Source organism: Bradyrhizobium sp. B039 (assembly GCF_038965675.1).
GTDB lineage: Bacteria > Pseudomonadota > Alphaproteobacteria > Rhizobiales > Xanthobacteraceae > Bradyrhizobium > Bradyrhizobium diazoefficiens.
Map to the genome: position 1 here is coordinate 1,499,975 of NZ_CP152416.1, position 26,281 is coordinate 1,526,255.

27 protein-coding genes are annotated in these 26,281 nt (G+C 64.9%); 17 read left to right on the forward strand and 10 right to left on the reverse strand.

The features are described from left to right. Window positions 1-95: 95 nt before the first annotated feature. Complete coding sequence (gene carB, locus AAFG50_RS07075; RefSeq protein ID WP_028172838.1) at window positions 96-3,560, reverse strand: carbamoyl-phosphate synthase large subunit; 3,465 nt, start codon at window positions 3,558-3,560, stop codon at window positions 96-98. A gap of 142 nt (window positions 3,561-3,702) precedes the next feature. Further along, on the reverse strand, window positions 3,703-4,872 hold the full coding sequence (locus tag AAFG50_RS07080) for an MFS transporter (protein WP_028172839.1): 1,170 nt from the start codon (window positions 4,870-4,872) through the stop codon (window positions 3,703-3,705). 110 nt (window positions 4,873-4,982) lie between these two features. On the opposite strand from AAFG50_RS07080, the gene AAFG50_RS07085 reads away from it, so the two are divergent. Beyond that, complete coding sequence (locus AAFG50_RS07085; protein ID WP_028172840.1) at window positions 4,983-5,354, forward strand: helix-turn-helix transcriptional regulator; 372 nt, start codon at window positions 4,983-4,985, stop codon at window positions 5,352-5,354. A gap of 239 nt (window positions 5,355-5,593) precedes the next feature. On the opposite strand, the gene AAFG50_RS07090 is transcribed toward AAFG50_RS07085, so the two are convergent. Further along, the gene (locus AAFG50_RS07090; protein ID WP_342714159.1) at window positions 5,594-6,295 is read right to left on the reverse strand and encodes a class I SAM-dependent methyltransferase; all 702 of its coding nucleotides are present in this window, start codon (window positions 6,293-6,295) and stop codon (window positions 5,594-5,596) included. Window positions 6,296-6,409: 114 nt separating this feature from the next. On the opposite strand from AAFG50_RS07090, the gene AAFG50_RS07095 reads away from it, so the two are divergent. Further along, window positions 6,410-6,934, forward strand: a complete 525-nt coding sequence (locus AAFG50_RS07095; RefSeq protein WP_027547661.1) for a DNA starvation/stationary phase protection protein — start codon at window positions 6,410-6,412, stop codon at window positions 6,932-6,934. A gap of 115 nt (window positions 6,935-7,049) precedes the next feature. On the opposite strand, the gene AAFG50_RS07100 is transcribed toward AAFG50_RS07095, so the two are convergent. Then, window positions 7,050-7,571, reverse strand: coding sequence for a hypothetical protein (locus AAFG50_RS07100; RefSeq protein ID WP_028172842.1), 522 nt, complete (start codon window positions 7,569-7,571; stop codon window positions 7,050-7,052). A gap of 146 nt (window positions 7,572-7,717) precedes the next feature. Here AAFG50_RS07100 and AAFG50_RS07105 point away from each other — a divergent pair, with 146 nt between their 5' ends. After that, complete coding sequence (locus AAFG50_RS07105) at window positions 7,718-7,933, forward strand: hypothetical protein (RefSeq protein WP_028172843.1); 216 nt, start codon at window positions 7,718-7,720, stop codon at window positions 7,931-7,933. Between the two features lie 42 nt (window positions 7,934-7,975). Here AAFG50_RS07105 and carA read toward each other — a convergent pair whose 3' ends face one another. Further along, window positions 7,976-9,166 carry a glutamine-hydrolyzing carbamoyl-phosphate synthase small subunit gene (gene carA / locus AAFG50_RS07110; protein WP_028172844.1) on the reverse strand — a complete coding sequence of 397 codons (1,191 nt, stop codon included), beginning with the start codon at window positions 9,164-9,166 and terminating at the stop codon, window positions 7,976-7,978. Window positions 9,167-9,312: 146 nt separating this feature from the next. On the opposite strand from carA, the gene AAFG50_RS07115 reads away from it, so the two are divergent. From AAFG50_RS07115 to AAFG50_RS07145, 7 genes are all read left to right on the forward strand, one after another. Next, complete coding sequence (locus AAFG50_RS07115) at window positions 9,313-10,041, forward strand: alpha/beta hydrolase (protein ID WP_028172845.1); 729 nt, start codon at window positions 9,313-9,315, stop codon at window positions 10,039-10,041. 33 nt (window positions 10,042-10,074) lie between these two features. After that, window positions 10,075-10,530, forward strand: coding sequence for a GatB/YqeY domain-containing protein (locus AAFG50_RS07120; protein ID WP_028172846.1), 456 nt, complete (start codon window positions 10,075-10,077; stop codon window positions 10,528-10,530). Window positions 10,531-10,684: 154 nt separating this feature from the next. Then, window positions 10,685-11,824 carry an epoxide hydrolase family protein gene (locus AAFG50_RS07125; RefSeq protein WP_028172847.1) on the forward strand — a complete coding sequence of 380 codons (1,140 nt, stop codon included), beginning with the start codon at window positions 10,685-10,687 and terminating at the stop codon, window positions 11,822-11,824. Window positions 11,825-12,086: 262 nt separating this feature from the next. Further along, window positions 12,087-13,697, forward strand: a complete 1,611-nt coding sequence (locus tag AAFG50_RS07130) for an acyl-CoA synthetase (RefSeq protein ID WP_028172848.1) — start codon at window positions 12,087-12,089, stop codon at window positions 13,695-13,697. Window positions 13,698-13,706: 9 nt separating this feature from the next. After that, on the forward strand, window positions 13,707-14,174 hold the full coding sequence (locus AAFG50_RS07135) for a MarR family transcriptional regulator (RefSeq protein ID WP_028172849.1): 468 nt from the start codon (window positions 13,707-13,709) through the stop codon (window positions 14,172-14,174). 142 nt (window positions 14,175-14,316) lie between these two features. After that, window positions 14,317-14,670 carry a nuclear transport factor 2 family protein gene (locus AAFG50_RS07140; RefSeq protein ID WP_039187060.1) on the forward strand — a complete coding sequence of 118 codons (354 nt, stop codon included), beginning with the start codon at window positions 14,317-14,319 and terminating at the stop codon, window positions 14,668-14,670. A 2-nt stretch (window positions 14,671-14,672) separates the two neighbouring features. Next, a complete protein-coding gene (locus tag AAFG50_RS07145) occupies window positions 14,673-15,116 on the forward strand; it encodes a hypothetical protein (protein ID WP_028172851.1) in 444 nt (147 codons plus the stop codon). 2 nt (window positions 15,117-15,118) lie between these two features. Here AAFG50_RS07145 and AAFG50_RS07150 read toward each other — a convergent pair whose 3' ends face one another. Beyond that, window positions 15,119-17,350, reverse strand: a complete 2,232-nt coding sequence (locus AAFG50_RS07150) for an ATP-binding protein (protein ID WP_028172852.1) — start codon at window positions 17,348-17,350, stop codon at window positions 15,119-15,121. Window positions 17,351-17,645: 295 nt separating this feature from the next. Between AAFG50_RS07150 and AAFG50_RS07155 the strand changes: the two genes are divergently transcribed. Further along, window positions 17,646-18,419, forward strand: coding sequence for a DUF2189 domain-containing protein (locus AAFG50_RS07155; RefSeq protein ID WP_028172853.1), 774 nt, complete (start codon window positions 17,646-17,648; stop codon window positions 18,417-18,419). A 380-nt stretch (window positions 18,420-18,799) separates the two neighbouring features. Continuing rightward, the gene (locus tag AAFG50_RS07160) at window positions 18,800-18,979 is read left to right on the forward strand and encodes a hypothetical protein (protein ID WP_028172854.1); all 180 of its coding nucleotides are present in this window, start codon (window positions 18,800-18,802) and stop codon (window positions 18,977-18,979) included. An 18-nt stretch (window positions 18,980-18,997) separates the two neighbouring features. Here AAFG50_RS07160 and AAFG50_RS07165 read toward each other — a convergent pair whose 3' ends face one another. The 3 genes from AAFG50_RS07165 to AAFG50_RS07175 are packed head-to-tail and all read right to left on the reverse strand — an operon-like array spanning window position 18,998 to window position 20,284. Continuing rightward, window positions 18,998-19,510, reverse strand: coding sequence for an SRPBCC family protein (locus tag AAFG50_RS07165; protein WP_028172855.1), 513 nt, complete (start codon window positions 19,508-19,510; stop codon window positions 18,998-19,000). Continuing rightward, a complete protein-coding gene (locus AAFG50_RS07170) occupies window positions 19,507-19,977 on the reverse strand; it encodes an SRPBCC family protein (RefSeq protein WP_011090095.1) in 471 nt (156 codons plus the stop codon). The genes AAFG50_RS07165 and AAFG50_RS07170 overlap by 4 nt, the downstream gene beginning before the upstream one ends. Then, window positions 19,970-20,284: a metalloregulator ArsR/SmtB family transcription factor gene (locus tag AAFG50_RS07175; RefSeq protein ID WP_011090094.1), complete on the reverse strand. Its 315-nt coding sequence runs from the start codon at window positions 20,282-20,284 to the stop codon at window positions 19,970-19,972. The genes AAFG50_RS07170 and AAFG50_RS07175 overlap by 8 nt, the downstream gene beginning before the upstream one ends. 209 nt (window positions 20,285-20,493) lie before the next feature. On the opposite strand from AAFG50_RS07175, the gene AAFG50_RS07180 reads away from it, so the two are divergent. From AAFG50_RS07180 to AAFG50_RS07195, 4 genes are all read left to right on the forward strand, one after another. Then, complete coding sequence (locus AAFG50_RS07180; protein WP_028172856.1) at window positions 20,494-21,939, forward strand: hypothetical protein; 1,446 nt, start codon at window positions 20,494-20,496, stop codon at window positions 21,937-21,939. 26 nt (window positions 21,940-21,965) lie between these two features. Next, window positions 21,966-22,475: a hypothetical protein gene (locus tag AAFG50_RS07185; protein ID WP_231166630.1), complete on the forward strand. Its 510-nt coding sequence runs from the start codon at window positions 21,966-21,968 to the stop codon at window positions 22,473-22,475. Window positions 22,476-22,702: 227 nt separating this feature from the next. After that, the gene (locus tag AAFG50_RS07190) at window positions 22,703-23,320 is read left to right on the forward strand and encodes a LysE family translocator (RefSeq protein WP_011090091.1); all 618 of its coding nucleotides are present in this window, start codon (window positions 22,703-22,705) and stop codon (window positions 23,318-23,320) included. 82 nt (window positions 23,321-23,402) lie between these two features. Beyond that, on the forward strand, window positions 23,403-24,386 hold the full coding sequence (locus AAFG50_RS07195) for a DUF3592 domain-containing protein (RefSeq protein WP_028172857.1): 984 nt from the start codon (window positions 23,403-23,405) through the stop codon (window positions 24,384-24,386). Between the two features lie 21 nt (window positions 24,387-24,407). On the opposite strand, the gene AAFG50_RS07200 is transcribed toward AAFG50_RS07195, so the two are convergent. After that, the gene (locus AAFG50_RS07200; RefSeq protein ID WP_028172858.1) at window positions 24,408-25,211 is read right to left on the reverse strand and encodes an N-formylglutamate amidohydrolase; all 804 of its coding nucleotides are present in this window, start codon (window positions 25,209-25,211) and stop codon (window positions 24,408-24,410) included. Between the two features lie 90 nt (window positions 25,212-25,301). Between AAFG50_RS07200 and AAFG50_RS07205 the strand changes: the two genes are divergently transcribed. After that, on the forward strand, window positions 25,302-26,213 hold the full coding sequence (locus AAFG50_RS07205; protein WP_028172859.1) for a transglutaminase family protein: 912 nt from the start codon (window positions 25,302-25,304) through the stop codon (window positions 26,211-26,213). Window positions 26,214-26,281: the final 68 nt, after the last annotated feature.

The window sequence follows — 26,281 nt, forward strand, 5'->3', positions numbered from 1 at the left end:
ACCATATGGCCGGACAGTTCCTGCGGCCATTGTGGCTTGACTGCCAATCACTTAGCGGAAGGCTAACCTCTCAAGGCCAAGCCTTCCGTTCGCGATCAGGTTTCCGAAAAGTAGCTCTGCAGGGTACGAACCTCAAGGTCCCCGCCAAGATAGGCGCGGATGCCCTGCGCGGCCGCCACGGCCCCGGAAAGAGTGGTGTAATACGGCACTTTATGCAAGAGGGCCGCGCGCCGCAGTGAACGGCTGTCGGCGAGCGCCTGCGGGCCTTCGGTGGTGTTGAAGACGAGCTGGACGTCGCCATTGGTGATGGCGTCGACGATATGCGGCCGCCCTTCCAGCACCTTGTTCACCTTCTCGGTCGGGATGCCCTGGTCGGTCAGGAAGCGCTGCGTGCCCGACGTCGCCAGCACCTTGAAGCCGAGCGAATGCAATTCGCGAACGGCCTCGGCGATGCGCGTCTTGTCGCTTTCGCGCACCGAGACGAACACCGTGCCCTTGCGCGGCACCCGCGTGCCGCCGCCGAGCTGGCTCTTGGCGAAGGCCACCGCAAACGAGCGGTCGATGCCCATCACCTCTCCGGTCGAGCGCATCTCGGGGCCGAGCACCGTGTCGACGCCGGGGAAGCGCGCGAACGGGAATACCGATTCCTTGACGCCGACATGCTTGAGCTGCGCCTTCTTCAGCCCGAAATCGGCGAGCTTCTCGCCGGCCATGATGCGCGCGGCAATCTTGGCGACCGGCGTGCCGACCACCTTGGCGACGAAGGGCACCGTGCGCGAGGCGCGCGGATTGACTTCGAGCACGTAGATCTCGCCGTCCTTGATGGCGTATTGCACGTTCATCAGGCCGACGACGTCGAGGCCGAGCGCGAGCTCGCGCGTCTGCCGCTCCAGCTCCTCGATCATCTTCGCATCGAGCGAGTGCGGCGGCAGCGAGCAGGCGCTGTCGCCGGAATGGATGCCGGCTTCCTCGATGTGCTCCATGATGCCGACGATGAAGGTGTCCTTGCCGTCGCAGAGGCAGTCGACGTCGATTTCGGTCGCATCCGACAGGTAGCGGTCGAACAGCAGCGGGTTCTTGCCGAGCACGGTGTTGATCTGCCCGGTCTTGTCGTTCGGATAGCGCGCCTTGACGTCGGCCGGCACCAGCTCCGGCAGCGTGCCGAGCAGATAGTCGTTGAGCTGGTTCTCCTCGCGGATGATCTGCATGGCGCGGCCGCCGAGCACGTAGGACGGGCGCACTACCAGGGGCAGGCCGAGATCGGCGGAGACGAGCCTCGCCTGCTCGACCGAATAGGCGATACCATTCTTCGGCTGTTTCAGCCGCAGCTTGTCGAGCACGCGCTTGAAGCGGTCGCGGTCCTCGGCGAGGTCGATGGCGTCCGGCGAGGTGCCAAGGATCGGCACTTCGGCGGCCTCGAGCGCGCGCGCCAGCTTCAGCGGCGTCTGGCCGCCGAACTGCACGATCACGCCATGCAGCGTGCCGTTGGTGCGCTCCTTCGCGATGATCTCCAGCACGTCCTCGGCGGTGAGCGGCTCGAAATAGAGCCGGTCCGCGGTGTCGTAGTCGGTCGACACCGTTTCCGGGTTGCAGTTGACCATGATGGATTCGTAGCCTGCATCATGCAGCGCGAAGCAGGCGTGACAGCAGCAATAGTCGAACTCGATGCCCTGGCCGATGCGGTTGGGCCCGCCGCCGAGAATGATGACCTTCTTCTTGTCCGACGGCGTGCTCTCGTCCGCCGGAGCGCCTGCAAACGGCGCCTCATAGGTCGAGTACATGTAGGCGGTTGGGGAGGCGAATTCGGCCGCGCAGGTGTCGATGCGCTTGTAGACCGGGCGAACGTCGAGCGCGTGGCGCTTCGCCGTCACCTCGGCTTCCGTCGTGTCGGCGAGCACCGCGAGCCGCGCGTCGGAGAAGCCCATGGCCTTGAGCGTGCGCATGCCGAAGGCATTGCCCGGCAGGCCGTTCTTCCTGACCTTCTCCTCCATGTCGACGATGCCGCGCATCTCGCCGAGGAACCACGGATCGATCTTGCAGGAGTTGAAGATGTCCTCGTTCGACCAGCCGAGCCGCATCGCCTGGGCGACCTGGAGCAGGCGGTTGGGTGTCGGCGTGCCGAGCGCGGCACGGATCGCATTCTTGTCGTCGTGCTGGCCCAGCCCCTCGATCTCGATCTCGTCGAGGCCGGTCAATCCGGTCTCGAGCCCGCGCAATGCCTTCTGAAGACTTTCCTGGAAGGTGCGGCCGATCGCCATGACTTCGCCGACCGACTTCATCGACGTCGTGAGCGTCGTGGAGGCGCCGGGGAATTTCTCGAAGGCGAAGCGCGGCACTTTCGTGACCACGTAGTCGATGGTCGGCTCGAACGAGGCCGGCGTGGCGCCGCCGGTGATGTCGTTGGCGATCTCGTCCAGGGTGTAGCCGACCGCGAGTTTGGCGGCGACCTTCGCGATCGGAAAACCGGTGGCCTTCGAAGCCAGCGCGGAGGAACGCGACACGCGCGGATTCATCTCGATGACGACCATGCGGCCGTCGTCGGGATTGACGCCGAACTGCACGTTGGAGCCGCCGGTCTCCACCCCGATCTCGCGCAGCACCGCCAGCGAGGCGTCGCGCATGATCTGGTATTCCTTGTCGGTCAGCGTCAGTGCCGGCGCCACCGTGATGGAGTCGCCGGTGTGCACGCCCATCGGATCGAGGTTCTCGATCGAGCAGACGATGATGCAATTGTCCTTCTTGTCGCGCACCACCTCCATCTCGTACTCCTTCCAGCCGAGCACGGATTCTTCGATCAGCACTTCGTTGGTGGGAGAGGCGTCCAGGCCGCGCTCGATGATGTCGAGGAACTCTTCCTTGTTGTAGGCAATGCCGCCTCCGGTGCCGCCCATGGTGAAGGAGGGGCGGATGATCGCGGGCAGGCCGATCTCGGACAGCGCCATCATGGCCTGGCCGAATGCGTATTCCTGGTAGCGCTTGCGGCGGTCGCTTTCGCCCAGCGTCCATTGCCGCTCGAGCTCTTCGAGCGCGGCGCCGGAGAGCTTTTCGCGTTCGGCGAGATATTTGTCGCGGAACGACTTCTTCAATGCCGACGCATTGGCAAGCCGGGACTTCGGCGTCTCGAGCCCGATCTTGGTCATGGCCTCGCGGAAGAGCTGGCGATCCTCCGCCTTGTCGATCGCGTCGGCGGTGGCGCCGATCATCTCGACGTGGAACTTTTCCAGCGTGCCCTGCCGGCGCAGCGACAGCGCGCAGTTCAGCGCGGTCTGGCCGCCCATGGTCGGCAAGAGCGCGAAGCCGCCGGGAATGACGTGACGTTCCTTCTCGATGATCTTGGCGACGATCTCGGGCGTGATTGGCTCGATATAGGTCGCATCCGCCAATTCCGGGTCGGTCATGATCGTGGCCGGGTTGGAATTGACGAGGACGATGCGATAGCCCTCTTCCTTCAGCGTCTTCACCGCCTGCGTGCCCGAATAGTCGAACTCGCAGGCCTGTCCGATCACGATGGGACCGGCGCCGATGATCAGAATGGTGGTGATGTCTGTACGTTTGGGCATCAACTCTCGCCGAAGTCGGATTTGGGCACAAAAAAAGGGCGCGCGGCTGCGCGTCCCTTTGGCCGAGAGCGCGGTGGTCTCCCTCGCGCGCGGGTGGGTCTTAGACCAGTTTTCGGGGCGGCGAAACCCCGAAAAACACCCATCAACCGGCAATTTTGACCGGTTTTGGCCGTGCCTGCCAGCCACGGGCGAGGTGCACCAGAAGCGAGGCCGCAACGCTCGTTCCGCCGATCCAGCCGAGGTCATTTGGCGACAGCGTGGCCAGCACCGCGCCTCCCAAGGCGCCGCCGATGGCGAAGCCCAGATACATCGACGAGGCGTTGAGCGAGAGCGCGATCATCGAGGCCTGCGGCTCGATCCGGATGATGCTGGCGATCTGCGCCGGATAGAACGCCCAGCCCGAGATGCCCCAGAGGAAGATCGTGCCCAGCACGGCATAATGCGCCTGTCCGGGCATCAATTTGAGGACCAGCGAATGCAGGATCAGCGCGGTCGCCATGCCGGCGAGCCCGAGCGCTGCGGTGGCGAGCGTGCCGAGCCGGTCGGCCAGGACGCCGCCGAGCATGTTCCCGATCGCGGCGGCGCCGCCGAACACCAGCAGCGCAAGGCTGATCTGCGAGGCATCGAAGCCGAGGCCGCGCAGCGGCACCGCGAAATAGGTGAACACGGTGAAGCCGCCGAGCCCCCATAGAATCGTGATCAGAAGCGCGACCAGGACATTGCCGTGACGCGCCACGGCCAGCCGCTCGCCGAGTGAGGCGGTGTTGCGCGGCAGGCCGCGGGGCAGGCCCAGCAGGAGGCCGGCGAGCGCAACGGCACCGATCAGGGCGACCATGGCAAAGGTCGCGCGCCAGCCGAGCAGGCTCCCGACGAGATTGCCGAGCGGAACGCCGATCACGGTCGCAACCGTCAGTCCCGAGGTGACCAGCGCAACCGCGCGGCCGCGCCTTTCAGGCGAGGCGACGGCCACCGACACTGCGAGTGCGGTCGGCATGCACAGCCCGGAGCCCAGGGCCATCAGCATCCGGGAAGCCAGAAGCAGGGCGTAGCTGGAAGCCACCATCGCGGCGAGATTTCCGGCGATGAAGGTGGTCAGCGCCAGAGCCAGCACGGTCCGGCGGTCGATATTGTTCAGCGCCACCGCCAGGATCGGCGAGCCCACGGCATAGGTGAGGGCATAGGCGGTGACCAATTGGCCGGCGGCCGAGACCGAAATCGACAGGTCGGTGGCGATCGCCGGCAAAAGCCCTGCGATAACAAAGCCTTCGGTGCCGATCGCGAAGGCGCCCAGGGCCAGCCAGAATACGCTCATTGGAGAGATCCCTATGTTCAATGTTTATTGAACTATCGAACGCGACGGTTTCAGTGTCAATTGGTTCAAGAACTATTGAACATTACGGCCGCATCGCTATGATTCGGACCATGAGCCGCACGCCCCTCCATCCCACCCGCGAGCAGATCGAGCTGCCGATGGTCCTGGATTGCCTGAGCGATCCGATCCGGTTGGCGATCGTCTACCAGCTCGCCCAGCAGGAACGTGTCAGCAGTGAGCTCTGCTGCGGCGACTTCAATGGTCTCGCCGGCAAATCCAACCTCGCCTATCACTTCGCCAAGTTGCGCGAATGCGGCCTGATGCAGACGCGCGTGGCGGGCACCAACCGCTTCATGCGGCTGCGCCGCGAGGATCTGGAGGGGCGCTTCCCCGGCCTGCTCGATGCCGTGCTCAGCTCCGCAGCCAAGGATGCGGACCGGCTTCAGCTTCTGTCGGAGTGTGAAGTCGCCAAGGCAGATTGAGCCGCGGATACAGTCCGTCTACGCTTTCGCTTCGCTCAAGTTGCGCCGGACACGCTTCCGCTGCCGGTCTAGCATGGCTGCGCCACGCGTAGCCCGTCAGGGCGAAGCGTGGAGACCCGGCCTGGATTTGAACCAGGATAAAGAGCGATGCACCGCTCTCGCGTAGACACTTCCGCCACCGGGCCGGATGGATCATGTCCGAGCGAGGCGCGACAAGCCACCTCAGCCAATTGTTATGCTTAACGAACCATTGGCGGCCGCGCGATGAAGGTCATGCGCCAGCGATTGTGGCCGATATTGGTGTGGGCGCGCTGGACCGCGAACCCGGCCGCCTTCAACCTGGCCGTGATGTCGTCCTCGCTGTAGCGCTGCAGCCCGATGCGCGAGCGCAGCTGACGGTAATCGGACAGCGCGGTGCTGATCAGCCCGATCAGCGCGTCCTTCAGGAAGCCGTGACGCAAGCCGAAGCCGAGCAGCGCCATCACGTCCCTGAACATGCCGACATTGGGCTGGAGGATGTCGCCGAGCACCAGCTTGCCGGACGGGGTCAACAATCGCCGGATGTTGAGCAGCGCGGCATCGAGCTCCTCCGGCGTCATGTACTGCGCGACCGAGTTCATCACCACGAGGTCGATGGACTGGTCCTGCATCTTGCGGACGTCGTCGAGCGAGCGGACGCGGATCTTGGTGTTCGGGGCAAACCGCGCGATCAGCCGCCCGCGCACGCCCGGCGCCGGCTCGGCCAGGATCAGCTTGCCGCAGGCGGCTGCCACCTGGCTCGCCGACAGCGCCTCGCCGCAGGCGTAGTCCAGCACCGTCGCCTCGGGCGAGGAGATGTAGCCGATGATGTCCCGCGCGATGATCTGGAAGTGCAAATCGCGATGCAGCTTGCTGACATAGATCGTATGCGTGGAGTCGTAATAATCGATCCAATCGTCCATGGTGTCCGAACGTCCCGGCCAAACAGCTCCTGCACAGGAACCGGCGCTGCCCACCTTGCGTTAGGGGGGCGACGGCGCGCCGTCAATGTCCGCGTCCTAACAGGAAGGTTTCCCGTGAGCAAAGCCCCCAACAAGGTCTCGCCCGACCTCGACACCCCCACCGATCTGTCGCCCCAGGCGGTCAACAAGGTCTCGGAGGCGCTCAACGTGCTTCTGGCCGACGCGTTCGCGCTGTATCTCAAGACCAAGAATTTCCACTGGCACATCAGCGGCCGGCATTTCCGCGACTACCACCTGCTGCTCGACGAGCACTCGGACCAGATCTTCGCCACCACCGACCAGCTCGCCGAGCGCGTCCGCAAGATCGGCGGCGCGACGCTGAAGTCGATCGGCCAGGTCGCAAAGCTCCAGACCATCAAGGACAACAACGAGGATTACGTCCCGCCGCGCGAGATGCTGCGCGAGCTGATGCAGGACAACAAGCATGTCGCGGGCGCGATGCGGAAGGCCCACGAAGTCTGCGATGACGCGGGCGATGTCGCCAGCGCCAGCATCCTCGAGGTCTTCATCGACGAGACCGAGCGCCGCACCTGGTTCCTGTTCGAAGCCACCCGCCAGGAAGGCGCGAACGAGGCTTAGTCATGGTGCCGTAGGGTGGGCAAAGGCGCGCGCCGTGCCCACCATCTGTCCGCACAGTTCAAATGGATTGGTGGGCACGCTTCGCATTGCCCACCCTACGGCACCGCGCTTGTAGCTATCGCCACAACCGCGTCAGCGCCCCATCCAGGCCTGTCACCGGATCGGCCGGCGGCAACGCGACCTTTGGAATCGTCTTCAGCGCCTTGGCATGGTTCTCCGGCGTCGCGCGCGTGATCTCCATCTTGCTGCCCGGCGGATAGGCGCCGATCACGCAGAAATCACCGCTTGCCTTGATGCACTGATGTCCGGTGCCGGCTGGCAGGATCGCGACATCGCCGGCCTTGATCTGAAGCTCCTGGCCATGGTCGCCGCCGAAGCGAACGCGTGCACTCCCACGCGCAACGCCGAGCACCTCATGCACCGTCGCGTGGTAGTGCAGATAGTCGTAGACGCCGTTGCGCCACGTGCCGCCCCAGCCGTTCTCCTCGAACAGGTTTTCGATCGTCTGCTCCGGATGCTCCGGGTCGAGCTTCACCGCCCCCTGGTAGACTAGGAAGGGGAGGATGTTGTTCGGCACGAGCCCGTCATCCTCAAACACGATGGCGAGCGGCTCGGCATTGTCGCGGACGACGGACATGGCTGGGCTCCAGTGGCAACAGACCAGGAATCAAGACGGCGCAGGCGTCCTTGTTCCTGACACAAGTCCACATGCCGGCTTGACCGAGATCAAGGCGCGGGCGGCCATTCAGCGGCACGCAAATCAACGCGAAAGAGGGGGACGCCATGTACGCATCCGACGTTGCGCAGCGCCATTTTTCGGCGGCCGTCGCCGAGGCGGAGACGACCGGTCTCGGGCATGAAGCCGTCTGCCGCGCCTTGCTCAGCCTGGTGATCTCAAAATATCTCGAGACGAGGTCCGTCGCCGACATCCAGGCGGAGTTGCACTTCATCGCCGAGAACTGCGATCCCGACACGGACTTCATGTTCATGCGTCCGTGACGGTAGGCCCCGGCGGATACCTCCGCCGGGTGATCTTGCCGCTTACGCGCTCTTCTTCTGCCGCATCAGATCGGCAAAGCGCTGGAACAGATAGTGCGAGTCGCGCGGGCCCGGCGAAGCCTCGGGGTGGTACTGCACCGAGAACACCGGCTTGCCATCGAGCTGGATGCCGCAATTGGAGCCGTCGAACAGCGAGATGTGGGTCTGCGTCGCGCCCTCCGGCAGCGTCTTCTCGTCCACGGCGAAGCCGTGGTTCATCGAGGTGATCTCGACCTTGCCGGTGGTCTCGTCCTTCACGGGATGATTGGCGCCGTGGTGGCCCTGATGCATCTTCTTGGTCTTGGCGCCGACGGCGAGGCCGAGCATCTGGTGGCCGAGACAAATCCCGAAGGTCGGCGTGCCCGACTTGATGACGTCCCGGATGACAGGCACGGCATATTTGCCGGTCGCGGCCGGATCGCCCGGGCCGTTCGACAGGAACACGCCGTCCGGCTTCATCGCCAGGATGTCTTCGGACGAGGTCGTTGCCGGCACCACCGTCACCTTGCAGCCGACGCCGGCCAGCAGGCGCAAAATGTTGCGCTTGATGCCGTAGTCGATGGCGACGACGTTGAACTCGGTCTTGTCCTGCTGGCCAAAGCCCTTGTCCCAGAGCCACGGCGTCTCGTCCCAGGTGAAGCGCTGGCCGGAGGTGACCATCGGCACGAGGTCCATGCCCTCGAGCCCCGGCCATTCGCGCGCTTCTTCCTTCAGACCATGCAGGTCGAACTCGCCGTTCCTGGCATGCGCGATCACGGCATTGGGCATGCCCTTGCTGCGGATCAGCGCGGTCAGCGCGCGGGTGTCGATACCGGAGAGGCCGATGATACCGCGCGCCTTCAGCCAGGCGTCGAGATGCTTGGTGGCGCGGTAGTTCGAGGGATCGGTGATGGCGGTGCGCAGGATCACGCCGCGCGCGCCCGGCGTCGCGGCCATGTTCACCGTCTCGATGTCTTCCTCGTTGGTACCGACATTGCCGATATGCGGGAAGGTGAAGGTGATGAGCTGGCCGGCATAGGAGGGATCGGTGAGGATCTCCTCGTAACCGGTCATCGCGGTGTTGAAGCAGACTTCACCGACGGCGTGGCCTTCGGCGCCGAGACCGAAGCCTTCGAGCACCGTGCCATCGGCGAGCACGAGGAGCGCGGTCGGTTTATGGTCCGGCCAGGCGGGATCGTTGTCATGTTGTGTCATGAGCGCGTTTCATAGTCTGCCCGCGCGCCTCCGTCAAAGCGGGAGAGGCCCGATTCACATGCGTTTTTGCATATTTGACAGCCCGTCCTGGGTACTTAAGCTTGGCCGCACAATTTCCGGCAAATCCAGGGGCTTTCGAGGCAATAATGGACCAGACCACCCCGCTTCTGCTGGTTCCGGGGTTGGCCTCCTCGGCCCGAATCTATGCCCCGGTGATCCCGGCGCTGTGGCGGTTCGGCCCGGTGATGGTCGCCAACCATATCCGCGATGACAGCATGGCGGCGATCGCCCGCCGCGTGCTGGGCGAGGCCCCGCCGCGCTTTGCGCTCGCCGGCCATTCCATGGGTGGCTACATCGCGCTGGAGATCATGCGCCAGGCGCCCGAGCGGGTTTTGAGGCTCGCGCTGATCAACACCCAGGCCCGGCCCGATACGGCGGAGGCGACCCAGCGCCGCCGCGGCCTGATGGAGCGCGCGAAGCGCGGGGAGTTGCGTGCCGCGCGCGAGGAGATGTTTCCGGAACTGGTGCATCCCTCGCGCTGCGACGATGCCGACCTTCGCCGGCTCGTGCATGAGCAGGGCGACGACGTCGGCGTCGACGGCTATCTGCGGCAGCAGACCGCGATCATTGCGCGGGTCGACTCGCGGCCGACGCTGGCCACGATCAAATGCCGGACGCTGGTGCTGACCGGCGATCAGGACAACACGATTCCCAATGCGTTCTCGAAGGAGATGGCGGACGGCATTGCCGGCGCGAAGCTCGTCGTTCTGGCGAATTGCGGGCATCTGCCGCAGCCGGAACAGCCCGCGGCGACGGTGCAGGCGCTGACCGAATGGCTGCAAAGCCAGGTTGTCTCAGGAGCGCGAACGGCCTAGATCAGGCGTCGGATATTCAAAGGGATCACGACCATGCTGCGCGACGACATCAACAATGCGGTCAAGGAGGCCATGAAGGCCAAGGACGAGCGCAAGCTGTCCACGCTGCGCATGGTCAATTCGACCTTCAAGAACGCCGACATCGAGGCCCGCGGCAGCGGCAAGCCGCCGCTGTCGGACGCTGACCTGCTCGCCGTGCTGCAGAAGATGATCAAGCAGCGCCAGGAATCGGTCGAGCTCTACGACAAGGGCGGCCGCGCCGAGCTTGCCCAGCAGGAGCGCGAGGAGATCGCGGTGATCTCGGCTTACCTGCCGAAGCAGATGTCCGAAGACGAGGTCAAGAAAGCGATCTCGGACGCGATCGCTGAAACCGGTGCAGCCGGCATGAAGGACATGGGCAAGGTGATCGCGGTGTTGCGGGCGAAGTACGCCGGCCAGATGGATTTCGGCAAGGCGAGTGGTTTGGTGAAGGCGGCGCTGTCGGGCTGAGTTGTCATTCCGGGGCGACGCGTCAGCGTCGAGCTATGATGCGCAATTGCGCATCAGAGAATCCATCGGGCCGCCAGTTCTGTTGCGCAATGGATTCCGGGCTCGCGCCAAGGGGCGCGCCCCGGAATGACAAAAGAACAAGGGGAGGCAACCGATGACCGGCGCCATCAAGCCGTTCCGCATCGCCATCAGCGACGACATCCTCGCCGATCTCAAATCGCGCCTCGCCCGCACGCGCTGGCCGGAGGCTGAACTCGTCGACGACTGGAGCCAGGGCGCGCCGCTGAAATGGATCCGGGAGATCTGCACCTATTGGGCTGACGGCTACGACTGGCGCGCCCGCGAAGCCAGGCTCAACCGCATCGATCAATACACGACCGAGATCGACGGGCTCGATATCCACTTCCTGCATGCGCGTTCGAACGAGCCCTCCGCGCTGCCGCTGATCATCACCCATGGCTGGCCCGGCTCGATCGTGGAATTCCAGAAGGTGATCGCGCCGCTGGTCGATCCCGCCGCGCATGGCGGCAATCCCGCGGATGCGTTCCACGTCGTCTGTCCCTCGCTGCCGGGCTTCGGCTTCTCCGCCAAGCCGCAAACCACCGGCTGGGGCGTCGACCGCATCGCCGCGACCTGGGCCAAACTGATGGACCGCCTCGGTTATGCGCGCTACGGCGCGCAAGGCGGCGACTGGGGCTCGGCGGTGACGACCTCGCTCGGCGCGCAGGACGCCGAGCATTGCGCCGGCATCCACATCACGCTCGCCTTCAACGCGGCGCCGAAGGTCGAGGGCGAGCCGACGGTGGAGGAGAAGCGCGCGCTCGCCGGCCTCAAGCATTATGTCGATCTCGACTCCGGTTATTCCAAGCAGCAGTCGACGCGGCCGCAGACGCTCGGCTACGGCTTGACGGATTCGCCGAGCGGGCAGGCGGCCTGGATTCTGGAAAAGTTCTGGGCCTGGACCGATTGCGGCGGTCATCCCGAGAACATCTTCTCCAGGGACGAACTGCTCGACAACGTCATGCTCTATTGGGCGACGGAGACGGCGACCTCGTCCGCACGGCTCTATTGGGAAAGCTTTGGCAAGCGCCGCACAACGCCCAGGGTCGGCGTGCCGACCGGTGTCGCCGTCTTCCCGAAGGAGATCATCACGCCGGTACGGCGCTGGATGGAGCCCAACTTTTCCAACATCACGCATTGGAGCGAGATGGAGAAGGGTGGCCATTTCGCCGCCTTCGAGCAGCCGGAGCTGTTCGTGCGCGATGTCAGGAAGTTCTTCGCGACAGTGCGATAATTCTCTCGCGGTCATTCCGGCGCGCGCAAAGCGCGAACTATGGTGCGCGCTTGCGTACCTGAGAATCTCGAGATTCCGGGGTCGGTCCTGCGGACCGCCCCGGAACGACGTCGGATGCAGATCATGCCCGGGCTTGTCCCGGGCATCCACGAGCTTAGACTAGGCTCAAGAAGCAAGCGCGTGGATGGCCGGGACTTTGATCGCGAAGACGCGCTTCGCGCTTTCGCCCGGCCATGACGCCAAGACCGTGGAAACGCGAGCCATGCTCACCGAAGCCAAGACCTACGACGAGCTCTATCGCAACTTCCGCTGGGATATCCCGGCGCGCTTCAACATGGCGGAGGCGTGCTGCGACCGCCATGCCGACGGTACCGGCCGTCTCGCGCTGATCTATGTCGACGAGAACGGCGCCACCACGCGCACCTCCTTCGACGAGGTCGCGGAGATGTCGCGCCGCTTCGCCAACGTGCTGAAGGCGGATGGCCTTGCGCGCGGTGACCGCGTCGCGGTGTTCCTGTCGCAGTCGCTGGAGCTGCCTATCGCGCATATGGCGGCGTTCCGCTCCGGGCTGATCTCGATCCCGCTGTTCGCGCTGTTCGGCGAGGACGCGCTGGAATTTCGCCTGTCGAATTCGCAAGCAAGAGCCATCATCACTGATGAGGCGGGCTGGGAGAAGCTCACGAGGGTCCGCGATCGGCTGCCCTATTTGCAGGACATCTATGTCACGAGCGGCGCCGTCCACGCCGGCGCAAAACCGTTCTGGCCGGCGATCGAAACCGCGTCCGAGGATTTTGCGACCGTCGACACCTCGGCCGACGATCCTGCGCTGATCATCTACACCTCGGGCACAACGGGCAATCCGAAGGGCGCGCTGCATGCGCATCGCGTCGTGCTCGGCCATCTGCCGAACGTCGAGATGTGCCACAACTTCCTGCCGCGCCCCGGCGATCTGATGTGGACGCCGGCGGACTGGGCCTGGATCGGCGGCCTCGTCAACGGCCTGCTCGCGTTCTGGTATCACGGCATCCCCCTGGTCGGTCACCGCGCCCGAAAATTCGAGCCGCAGGCGGCGATGCAGATGATGGCCGATCTTTCCGTCCGCAACGTCTTCCTGCCGCCGACGGCGCTGAAGCTGATGCGGCAGGCCGGTGTGAAGCATCCCGGCGTCAAGCTGCGCAGCATCTTCACCGGCGGCGAATCGCTCGGCGGCGAACTCTTGGGCTGGGTGCGCGAGACCTTCGGCATCGACGCGCACGAAGTATTCGGCCAGACCGAGTGCAATCTCGTGATCGGCAGCAACTCCAACCTGTTTCCGATCCGGCCCGGCGCGATGGGCAAGGCGACGCCGGGCTTCGACGTCCGCATCGTCAACGACAAGGGCGAGGAGCTGCCGCGCGGGCAGCGCGGCATCATCGGCGTGCGCCAGCCGTGCCCCGTCACCATGCTCGAATACTGGCGCAATCCGGAGGCGACCGCGAAGAAATATGCCGGCGACTTCCTGCTCACCGGCGATCTCGGCGTGCAGGACGAGGACGGCTATTTCTGGTATGTCAGCCGCGAGGACGACGTCATCACCACCGCCGGCTATCGCGTCGGCCCATCCGAGATCGAGCACACGCTGATGAAGCATCCGTCGGTGGCGATGGCCGCGGTGGTCGGCATTCCCGATCCGATCCGCACGGAGTCGATCAAGGCCTGGATCGTGCTGCGTCCGGGCTTTACCGGCAGCGACGCGCTCGCGCGCGAGATCCAGGAGTTCGTGAAGGTGCAGCTCGCCGCGCACGAATATCCGCGCTTCGTGGAGTTCGCCGAGACGCTGCCGATGACGGCGACCGGCAAGGTGCTGCGGCGCGAACTGCGGGCGAAGGGTTAGCTTCTTCCAATGCCAAAGACGCCTCAAGCCGCGGGGCTTCACCGCGCCTCACTTGCGAAGCTGCACGATCTCGATGCTGCGCTGGAGCTCATGTATTACGGCTGGCGCGGGATGACGCTGGAGGCCGACGAGTATCTTGCAAAGCAGGGCCTGTCGCGCCCGCACCATCGTATCCTCTACGTGGTGGCCCGCCGGCCCGACATCGCGATCGGCGCGCTGATCGAGATCCTCGGCATTTCCAAGCAGGCGTTGAACCGGCCGCTCAACCTGCTGCTGGAGCGCAAGCTCCTGACGTCGAAGCGCTCGCCCGAGCAGCATCGCTCCAAGCTGCTGCGCCTGACGGACGCCGGGAAACGTATCGAGCAAAGGGCATCGGACCACGAGCGCAAGGCCCTGCGCGCGGCGTTCGATCGCGTCGGGGCGTCCGGCGCGGCGTCATGGATGGCCGTCATGGGGGCGATCGCCGACAACCACTGACGAATTCTCAAGTCAACATAGTTGACATGAGGCGTGGACTTTGCCACTTTCCCGGCAACGAGCCAGGGGAGGGCCGCGTCATGAGCGGACGGAAGCCGGGAGCGCTCAAGAGATGAGCGCTCAAGACACGAGTGCACAGATAATGAATCGCGCAGCCGCCGAGCGCTTCGTCGCGGCATGGTGCGCGAACTGGTGCAAGGTCGATATCGACGCGGTCGTCGCGCACTTTGCCGACAATGCGCAGATGCGCAGCCCGCTGGCGCTGACACTGACCGGCTCTCCTGTCGTCGCTGGCGCCGAAAACATCCGCGCCTACTGGCGGAAGGCCTATGGCCACATCGAAAGCGCCGATCTGAAGATCCTGAGTTGGAGCTGGGACGAGACAATCGCGCGGTTGACGGTGTGGTGGCAATTGGGCGACACGCGCGCCAGCGAGTTCATGGATTTCGACGCTGCCGGCCGCGTGGTGCGCAGCGAAGCCTTTTACGGAAAATAGAAATGCGCCTTTCGGATTTCGTTCTGCTTCTCAACGCGCTCTGGTTCGGCGGCGCATTCATCCAGTTCAGCATTGCACAGCGCAACACGTTGAAGATCTTGCTGCCGCGGGAAGAGCGGAGCAATCCAATCGCGCCGACCCTCGCGGCCAGCGTGGCGTTCCTGGGCGGGATGAATTTGCCGATCGGGCTTTTGTCGTTCTTTCTTCTGGTCGCGCGCCCGCCGTTCTTCCAGCCCGTCGAGGCGCAGCTTGTGCTGTTCCTGTTCTTCGCCGCCTGCCACTTCAGCCAGTTCGCCTATAACCTGCCGATCCTGATGCGTGGCGGACGTGTCGGCGTGGCTTACTGGCCGGTGCTCAAAGGCCCGATGCTCAGGATATTCGTCATCGACGCGGCCCTGTTCGCGGCCAATCTTGGCGTGGCGCTTCTGCTCACGTGGTCGTCCTGACGTCATCGCGGCGGCGCCGACAGGGCGGACCGCAGCATCGCGGCGAGGTCGTGCCGCCGGAACGGTTTTGTCAGAATACGGGCGTCGCCGAGCCCGTCGGGCGTCTTGACGGGATTTTGGGTGTAGCCGGAGGTGAAGAGCACCTTGAGCTCGGGCCGCAAGCCGGTGGCCTGCCTGGCAAGCTCCGGCCCGAACATGCCGCCGGGCATCACGACGTCGGTGAACAGCAGGTGGATGTCCCCCGGTCGGCGCAACAGGTCGAGCGCCGCGGGGCCGTTCGGCGCCGCGATGACGCGGTAGCCGAGCGTCTTCAGCTCGTTCACGACATAGGCCCGAACCATGTCGTCGTCCTCGACCACGAGAATGGTCTCGCTTCCATCGGGTGCGACGGTCCGATCCTGGGGGGATGGGTCCTCGGTCGGCGGCATTGCGAGGCGGGGAAAGAACAGCCTGACGACACTGCCGTGTCCCGGTTCGGACTGCATCTGCACCAGGCCGCCGGATTGTCGCACGAACCCGTAGACCATGCTGAGGCCAAGCCCGGTCCCCTTGCCGACCTCCTTGGTGGTGAAGAACGGCTCGAACGCGCGGCTCGCCACCTCGGCGGTCATGCCGCTGCCCGTGTCCGTCACCGCGACCATGACGTAGTCGCCGGGCCGCGGCTCGCCGTTGACGTCGACGTCAGTTTCTTCGAGCGAAACGTTGCGCACCTCGACCGTCAGCTTGCCGCCGTCAGGCAAGGCGTCGCGCGCGTTGAGCACGAGGTTGAGCAGCGCAGTTGTCAGCTGGCCGGGATCGACGCTGGTCAACCACACATTCGCCTCGAGCGCGAAAGCGCACTCGATGTGCCCGCCCAGGGTCCGACGCAGCAACGGCTCCATGTCGCGAATCCTGCCGGCGATGTCGATCTCCCTCGGCCTCAGGGGCTGCTTGCGCGCGAAGGCGAGCAGGCTGCGCGTCAGGTCTGAGCCGCGCTCCGCGGCGGTCGCGATATCGCCGGCGATCCGGTGCAATTCCTTGTTTCCCGCCAGGCTGTCGGCAAGATGCTCCGCATTGCCGAGAATGACGGTCAGCAGATTGTTGAAATCGTGCGCCACGCCGCCGGTGAGCTGGCCCATGGCCTCCATCTTCTGGGACTGGCTGAGTTTCTGGTTGAGCTCCGCGATGGCGGCGCGTTGCTGCTGGAGCGACTCGGCGGTGTCGTTGAGCAGGCTCATCAGTCCGCCGAGTTCGCCGCGCGGATGGGGCGGCAGAATTCGCGCGCCGAGGTCACCGCGCCCGAGCCTCTTGGCCATCGCGGCGAGCCGCCCGACCTGGCGGCCGACGCTCACCGTCGCGAGGATCCAGACCGCCGCCAGCAGCAGCAGCGAGGCCACCGCCAGGATCGCCATGTCCTCGTAGAGTCGTCGGTTCGCTGCCGCGACCAGCCCGTCCTTGGACCGTCCGACCAGGATGTAGAGACCGGCATCCCGGGTCGACGGCGAGCGGGCGGCGACACTCCAGACATGGGTGCGGCCCTCGCGATCGGTCACTTCCTGAAACGCCTTCCGGTCGGGCGTTGCCGCGAAGCGGAACAGTTCGGATCCCGCGATCGACCCGCCGACGGGCTCGGTCCAGCCTCCGCCGGAGGGAGCGACCAGAACCGTGCCCTTGGCATCGACGAGCAGGATATCCTTCTCGGCGAGCAGCCGCTTGTGGTGAAACTCCGCGAATTTGCGCAGGTTGAACGAAGCCAGCAGGATCAGCTTCAGCGCGCCGGCTTCCGATCGCACAGGATATGCGATCTGGAGCACTGACAGTCCGGTCAGCCGGCCGAAGACCGGCTCGAGCACGACACCGCGCGAGACTAGGGCCTGCTTGAAATAGGCGCGATCCCTCAGGTCGAGCGTGCGGTTGGTCCGCAGCGAGTCGCAGAACAGGCTGCCGTCGGGATCGATGGTCAATATCCCGGTGAACTGCGGGTATTCCTCGCGCACTTCCGACAGGAACGCCGAGCACGCCGCCTTGTCGCGCGTGTCGAGGTCGCGGGCACGGGCGAGACCATAGTGAAGCTGCGCGGTGCCCTGGATCTTCTCGTCCAGATCGCTTGCAATCTCGTCGGCCGCCGCCGCCAGATTGGTCAGGGCGGCGTTGATGTCGCTGCTTCGATTCTGCATGAAACGCAGCCCGACGAGGCTCGCCGGCACCAGCATGGCCGCGATGACGAGTATCAGTAGCCGGGTACGCAAGCTCATCGGTCGGGTGGTCCGCTCTGGTCATCGCGTGTGCTGGTTCGAAGGTGCAATTTGCGGCACCACCGTCCGTTCCGTCCATAGGCATCGTGCCCAAAAGCCCTCGAGGGGGGAAAGATTCTGAGGTTGCGCGCAGCACGGGTGAGCCCCCGACAGGGGGCGTCGACGCAGCGCCGCCGGGCTCCCAGGATACCGTCATCCGGAACCAAACTGCGCGTGCGCGCGGCGCCCGACGGCGCTAATATCACGGACGAACCGCGTGCGACGAAGATCGCACCGGCAAATGAGGAGGAAGCTGATGTCCATCTCGGGCAAGGTCGATCCGGTGGTGCGTCCCGTTATGGCGACCGACATTGCCGAGGCGCTGGTCGAGGGTCTCCGCGATTTCCAGGCGCTGCCGCTCTACGGGCTTTGCTTCGGCGCACTCTATGCCGCCGGCGGCATCGCCATCATGCTCTGCCTCACCGCTTTCGGCATGGTCTACCTGGTCTATCCCCTGGCCGCCGGTTTCGCGCTGATCGGCCCGTTCGTCGCGATCGGTCTCTACGAGGTCAGCCGCCGCCGCGAGCGCGGCGAGCCCGTCTCCTTCGGCGCGATCTGGTCGGCGATACGCTCGCGCAGCGAGATCGGCTGGATGGCGTTCGTCACGCTGTTCATGTTCGTGATCTGGATGTACCAGGTGAGGCTCCTGATCGCGCTGCTGCTCGGCCTGCACGCCTCGTTCTCGAGCCTTCAGGAGTTCATGACGGTGGTGCTGACGACCAATGAGGGTCTGCTGTTCCTCGCCATCGGCAACGCGGTCGGCGCCGTGTTGTCGCTGATCCTATTCTCGCTCACCGTGGTGTCGTTTCCGTTGCTGCTCGACCGCGAGGTCGATTTCGTCACGGCCATGGTGACGAGCGTGCGTGCGGTCGTGACCAGCCCGCTGCCGATGATCGGTTGGGCGGCCGTGATCGTGATGCTGCTGATCGTCTCCGCGCTGCCTTACTTCCTCGGGCTGATCGTGACGCTGCCGGTGCTCGGCCATGCGACGTGGCATCTCTATCGGCGTCTGGTGGCGCCGGTGCCGTGAGAGGCAAGCCCGACGCACGACCAAGCAGTCGAAAACGAGGCTTCGGCGGCCTTATTCGATCGAGAACGGCATTTGGCGCGTCAAAAGCGCGGCGCGGGCGAGAAAACGATAGCTAATTGCAGTGATTGCGCGCACGGTGCGCCAATGTCGGAAAGTCCGGTCGTCCTTTCGCACACGCGGCGCCGTGACCATGCGCGCGCGACACGAAACGGCTCATTCCTCGCACCGGCGGAGCTGGCTCATCACGCCATCGTAACGGCGATGGTTGCGCATATTGCCCGTTCCCGCGGGTGAGCCGGACGCGGCGGGCGCGTGCCGGATATGCCTGAAAGATTCCACCGCGGTTCGATACGAGATCGAACGCCAACCGAAAGCACCTGATGCAAACTCTCTCCCCACGACACGTCAAGACAGACGAAGCACTCCGGCTCGGCGTGGAGTCGGGCTGGTACGCGATCAAGGTCAGTGGGACCTTTGTCTCGGGCCCGCACGATTCGGAAGGGGATTGCCGTCGCAAGATCGACGAGATTCAACCGCCGCCGGCGAAGAAGAAGCGATGAGGGCGCAGATTCCGGCCGCTACGGCGTCTTGATCCCCATCGCCTTCAGGGCATCCAGCATCCGCTGCGGCGGGCCCATCTTCACCACCAGCGGCTTGCTGGTCTCGAGCATGCTCTTGAGGCTGGAGAGGATCGCCGGCCAGCCCTGCCGTCCGCCGGAGAGGATGTCGTCGCTGAGCGGCCGGTCATGGCCTTCGCTCATGGTGAGACGGACCGCGTCGCCGACCTCTTCGATCTCGTAGGTGACGAGGGTCGGGCCGAGCTTCTCGATCAGATCCGGCCAGTTGACGTTGAAGGTGACCGAGAGCTTTCGCGGCGGATCGTAAGAGAGGACCTCGCCGCTGATGTGCAGGGCGCCGTCGGGCGTGCGCACGACGAACGCGCCGCCGAGCCGCGGCTCGACCTCCACGGCATTGCCGAAGAAATACTGCCGGCTGAACTCGGCCGAGGTCAGCGCCTCCCACACCTTCTCCGGTGTGGAGGCGATGTAGATGGTATAGACGGTGAGCGGCTTGAATTGATCGAGGTTCATTTTGCGTCGAATCCCTTGTTGAGGGCTGCGCGGGGAATGGCGAGCACCTTGCCTCGCTCCAACAGGCTCTTGAGGCCTGACAGGATCGCCGGCCAGCCATTGGAGACGGCGCCGAGATATTTGCCGCCCTCGACGAAGCCGTCATGCAGCACGGTCAAACGCACGAGCGAGCCGAACGGTTCGATGGTGAAGACGACGCGCGAGATCGGCTCGCCGCGGAGCTCTTCGTATTTCTGGTGCTTGAAGCTGTAGGACAGGCGCCGCGGCGGATCGGCCTCGAGGATCTCGCCGGAATCGGTGATTTCGCCGTCCAGCAGAAGCGCGAAGGGCGAGCCGACCTTCCAGTCGGAACGGATCTCGGCGCCGAACCAGTATTGCCTGGTGAACTCGCTCGACGTCAGCGCCTCCCACAGCTTTTCCGGCGAGGTCTCGATATAGCTCACATAGACGAATTGCGGCTTACTCATCGCGCTTCTCCAACTGGCGTTTCAACTCGCCGAGCGCGGCGAGCTTGCCGCGTTCGAACTTCCTGATCCAGCGTTCGCCGATCTGATGGATCGGCACCGGATTGAGGTAATGCAGCTTCTCGCGGCCATGCCTGATGGCCGTGACCAGGTTGGCCTCTTCCAGAATCACCAGATGCTTGGTCACGGCCTGCCGCGTCATCGCGAGGCCTTCGCAGAGTTCGTTCAGCGTCTGGCCGTTCCTGGCGTGAAGCCTGTCGAGCAGCGATCGTCGTGACGCGTCGGCGAGCGCTTTGAAGACCTCATCCATGGCGGTGATAATAGGCAACCAAATGGTTGCATGTCAAGCGGCACGTCATTCCGGGGCGACGCATTAGCGTCGAACCCGGAATCTCGAGATTCCGGGTTCGCACTTCGTGCGCCCCGGAATGACTGGCCGCGAAATCGTGTTCTGGGCGCCTGCAGTCGGCTGTGCTAGCCTTTCAGCTCAGCCAACGCAGATTGGTTCCGGGAGGATTCATGTTCCGTTGCGTCTTAACTGCCGCGGGCCTCGTCTTCTTCGCTTGCGGCACACCGGCCTACGCGCAGAAGCAGACGATCGGCGCGCCGCCGGAAGCTTCCAACATGAAGCTGGTCGGGACCAACGACCTCCAGGCGCGCAGCGCCTATCAGCCGACCATCCATCATCAGGGCGAGCGCTGGATCGCCTATATCGGCCATCACGGCGGCATCGACGACGTGCCCGCTCCCGTCAATCCGATGACGGGACAGGCGGAGCCGAACGGAACCTCGATCGTCGACGTCACCGATCCCGCGCATCCCAAATATCTGCGTCACCTGCCGGGGCAGGAAGGCAAATATGAATCCGGCGGCGCGCAGATGGTGCGGGTCTGCGACGGCAAGTCGTTGCCGAAGGGCGATCCGAATGCGGTGTACATGCTGCGCACCTTCGGCAGCGAGGCGCATGAGATCTGGAACGTCGCCGATCCCGCCAGCCCTGTGCTGATCGCGCGCATTGGCGGCTTGAAGGACACGCACAAGAGCTGGTGGGAATGCGACACCGGTATCGCCTTTCTCGTCTCGGGCGCGCCGGACTGGCGCACGCGGCGCATGACGCAGGTCTATGACCTCTCCGATCCCGCGCATCCGCAGAAGATCCGCGACTTCGGCCTGCCCGGTCAGGAGCCCGGCGCCACCGGCGCGGTACCGACCGAACTGCACGGGCCGATCTCGACCGGGCCCCAAGGCAATCGCGTCTTTTTCGGGTACGGCACCAACAAGGGCGGCATCCTTCAGATCGTCGATCGTGACAAGCTCCTGAACGGGCCGAAGGAGCCGACGCCGGACAATCTGCGCTATCCCGAGATTGCGCGGATGCCGATGTCCGCCTTCAACGGCGCGCACACGACGTTCCCGATGCTCGACATGCCCGTTGCGGAATTTTCCGAGGACAAGGACGGCAGGACCCGCGACATCGTGATGATCGTGGACGAGGCGATCCTCAACGAATGCGGCGAGGCGCGGCAGATGGTGTGGTTCGCGGACGTCACCACCGAGACGCGGCCGATGATGATCTCGAGCTATACCGTGCCGGAGGCGAGCGGACAGTTCTGCCAGCGCGGCGGCCGCTTCGGCTCGCACTCCTCGAACGAGAGCATGGCGCCGGTCTACTACAAGAAGCTGGCTTTCATCGCCTTCTTCAATGCCGGCGTGCGCGCGCTCGACATCCGCGACCCCTATCACCCCAAGGAGGTCGGCTATTTCATTCCGTCGATCACGAGCGCGACCGACAAGCGCTGCATCCCGATCGAAGGCGGCGAACGCTGCAAGGTCGCGATCCAGACCAACAATGTGGAGACGGATGATCGCGGCTACATCTACATCGTCGACCGCGCCAACACCGGCCTGCATATCCTCGAACTGACCGGTCCCGCGCGCGCCGTCGCCGGCCCGCCGAAGAGCTGACGATGCGGCGCGGGGCGAGGATGCTGATGGCCTTGATCGCCCTCGGCGCGCTGCCCGGTCTGCGTGTCCATGCGACGGACCGCGCCGGGCATTGGCAGGAGATGAGCTGGCCGTTTCCCCGCGACGGCTGGCCCGCCGGCCGCGCGTTCCGTTGTACGGCGGGCGGCTGCGATGGCGTCGAGCTCTACGTCCGCGCCAAGCGCGGCTTCTGCAATTGCGACACCGGCGTTGCCGATGACGACGAGGTCGATCGTGTCACCGATATCGACCTGATCAGTCCACGCTTCACGCCGGTCGCGCCGGGCGAGGCCGTGAGCGTCGCCGCCATGCAGGGCCGCATCAGGCACTACGATCTCGACATGCCCGACGGCGCGCGCCATGCCGCCGCCGGCCTCGCGCTGTCGCGCCGCTGCGATCTGCTCGTCGCGGTGGCGCAAGGCGCGGGCGAGGCGAATGCCGCGCAGCGCGCCGCGCTCGTGCTTCTGGAAACGGAGGAGATGAAGCAATGGATGGCTGCTGCATTGGATGGGCGGTGAGGGGGCGCGACCCGCGCCACGTTCTCCGCTGTCATCACCCGCGAAAGCGGGTGATCCAGTATTCCGAGGCGCTCGTGGGATACCGAGAAGCCGCGGCGTACTGGATACCCCGCCTCCGCGGGGTATGACACCGGTGGTTGGGCGGGCACACTGCGCTCATCTGTCTTCCGTTCCCGTTCTTCCCGTGCATTAATGCCTTCAACCGCTTTCAGCCGAGTCCCTCCCTGATGTCCATGCAAGCCTATCTCGCCTTTGTCGCCGCCTGCATTGCGCTGGCGCTGCTGCCGGGTCCTATCGTCACCCTCGTCATCGCCAACGGCCTGCGTCACGGCACGCGTGCGGCGTTGACCAATGTCCTTGGCGCGCAGGCCGGGCTCGCCATCGTCATCGGCATCGTTGCGATCGGCCTGACGTCGCTGATGGCGACCATGGGCTACTGGTTCGACTGGGTGCGCTTTGCCGGCGCCGCCTACCTGGTCTGGCTCGGCATCAAGCTGATCTGGGCGCCGGTCGAGGGCGTCAATGTCGACCAGCCGCCTCCGCCGCCGCGCGGCGGGTTCTTCCTGCAAGGTTTCCTGGTGTTGCTATCGAACCCGAAGGTGCTGGTGTTCTTCGGTGCCTTCATCCCGCAGTTCATGGACATGAACCGCGACCACTTCCCGCAAGTCGCACTGCTCGGCGCAACTTTCATGGTCACCGCGGCGATGACGGACGCACTCTACGCGATTGCAGCCGGCCGCGCGCGAAAATTCTTCTCGGCCCGCCGCACGCGGATGATGTCGCGCATCTCCGGCGGCTTCATGATCGGCGGCGGCATCTGGCTGGCGCTGACCAGGGCGAAATAACCTTCCAGAGGCCGGTTTGGTTTGAACCCTTCGCGGCGGCAATGCGTCCAATCGGGCATTGCCGCTGACGAAGGATTTTGCCGTGCCTGCTCTGCCCCCGCTCGTTTACGCGATGCTGCTTGCGCCGCTCGCGCTGATCCTGATTGCCGCCGTCGTGAAGACCTGGCAGGCGCGCGAGGCGCGGAGCTGGCCGCAGGCGCCCGGCAAGGTGGTTACATCAGTTGCCGAGGTGCGCGAGGTCAGGGTGTCCGACGACGAGCGCGAAGACGGTTATCGGATGGAGAACCGCAACTTCGCCAACGTGACCTACGAGTATTCGGTCGGCGGCCGCAAGCTGCGCAACAACCGCATCTCGATCGGCGAAGACCTCGGCAATTTCCAGGTCGCCGAGAAACTCGCGAAATATCCCGCCGGCAGCATCGTCACCGTCTACTACAATCCGCGCCATCCCGATCAGGCCGTGCTGGAGCGCGATCTGCCCAAAGGCCTGTGGGGCTGTCTCGGCATCGGTACCGTGGTCGTGCTCGCCATCGTGTTCGGCTCGGCCTTCGGTCTCAACCAGAGTTACCAATATCTCGCCCATCACGTCGCACGGCCCGATCTCGCGGGCCTGGTCGTCGCCTTCGGTGCGTTCGGCCTCGTCATCGCGCTGATGGCGTGGGCCGTGCAGCGGCAGGCCTCGATGGCGACGCGGTGGCCGACCGTGCCGGGCACGATCAAGCTGTCGGGAATCGAGGAATATCACGAGGCGAGCGAGCCGGGCGAGCGCCGCGGCACCGAGATGTTCGGCAAGCGCGTGACCTACACCTACCTCTATCAGAACGTCAGCTACACCAATGAATGCGCGCGCGTCGCGGCAGGAACGCCGTCGGCGTCTGACGAGATGCTGCGAAAGCTGATGTCGCGCTATCAGGACGGCGCGACCGTCGAGGTCCGCGTCAATCCCGACAATCCGGCCGAGGCCACGCTCGACGCCCGCGGCGACGGCCGCATCGCCTACGTGCTGTGGGGCATCGCCGCGATCTTTGCCGCGCTCGCGGTGTTCGTGGCAACGCGTGGCGGTTGACCGCAGCGCCGGCCTGGCTGGCTATGCCACCCTCTCCGCGCGCAACCCCAGCTCGATCTCCGCAAAGATCCGCGCCAGCCGCTCGGCCCATTGCTGCTGGCCGGACTGGTCCGCGATCAGATCCTGGCGGATCTCGATGCCGGTGTTGACGAGGCCGCGGGCTTCGCCATGCACGGGGATGGTGTAGTCGGTGAGGTCGTTGACCGCATAGGGCTCGTTGTCGCCGACGACGAGATCGCTCTCGGCGCGTAGATGTTTGATCAGGAGCTGCGGCAGCACCGTGTCGCGGTTGTAGAGCGCGCCGATATGCCAGGGCCGCTCAACACCGGCATAGACCGATGTGAAGCTGTGCAGCGACACCAGCACCGTCGGCCGCTTGTCGTGCAGGCGGCGGCCGATCGTGGCATCGATGCGATGATGATAGGGCTCGAAAATCTCGCGCCGCCTTGCCGCGCGCTCGCCCGCGGAGATGCCCTCATTGCCCGGGATTGCCGTTGCCTCTGACAGCACGGGAATCGAGCTCACGGCGCCCGGCGGACGGTTGCAGTCGATCACGAGCCGCGAATAGCGCTGCGCGATCAGATGCGCATCCAGCATTTCTGCCAGCCGCTCGGCGACGCCGGCAATGCCGATGTCCCAGGCGATGTGCCGCGTCAGCTCGTTCTCGGCGACGCCGAGATCGCCGAGCGCGCGCGGCAGCACCCGCCCGTAGTGATCCGCGGTGAGCAGAAAGGGCGATGCCCCCGCCGCATTCACCTCATGCACTGGCGGAATGTCACCCTCGCCGAGCAGTTGATCGGTCGCGTCGGCTGTGTCTAAAGCCATCCTGATTGCCTATGGAAAATGCAGTCACCCCAAGAATCGGGCAGAATCGCTATAGATTGATCCGCCCAAAGTCACCATGATCGCCTCACGATGCCGCTGCTCACGATTCATCACAAGACCGAATATCGCTATAACCGCCCCGTGGCGTTCGGCGAACACCGGATCATGCTCCGTCCGCGCGACGGGCACGATCTGCGCGTGCTCGACTCCAGGCTCGAAATCTCGCCCGAGCCGATGTCGCTGCACTGGATCCACGACGTGTTCGGCAATTCGGTCGCGATCGCCAATTTCGACGAGCGCGCGGACGCGCTGATCTTCGACTGGCATGTCACCGTCGAGCACAATCCGGTGGAGGAGTTCGCGCTGACGCCGGACGATCCGGCCTATTTCTATCCCTTCGTCTACGACGACGAGGAATTCCCCGATCTCGTCCAGTACATCACGCCGCAATACACCGATCCCGACGGCGAGATCGCGGAGTGGGCGCGCGGCTTCCTCGACGAGGACGCGCCGACGCCGACCTTCAAGATCTTGAGCGGCATGACGCACGGCATCCGCAAGCAGTTCAAATACCGCAAGCGCCACGAGTTGGGCACGCAGCATCCGCTCGACACTTTGCAGTCGGGCACAGGAACTTGTCGGGACTATGCGCTGTTCATGATTGAGGCGCTGCGCCAGCTCGGCATCGCCGCGCGATTCGTCTCCGGCTACATCTTCGTGCCGGAGGATATCGAGCAGCGGCACGTCGGCGGCGGTTCGACGCACGCCTGGGTGCAGGTCTATTTGCCGAGCGCGGGCTGGATCGAGTTCGATCCGACCAACGGCATCGTCGGCACCCGCGACCTGATCCGGGTCGCGGTCGCCCGCGATCCGCGCCAGGCGATCCCGCTGCACGGCGTCTATATCGGCTCCGGGGATGCCTTCGAAGCCATGGACGTGAACATCAAGGTGGTTTCGGACGACCAGGACAACGACCAGGAGCTGGAGGCAGAAGTCTTATAGGTGGACATCGGGGTCGGCTTCGAGATCGCCTACGCGGCAAGGCGGGCACAACGCCTCTCCAACGTCGT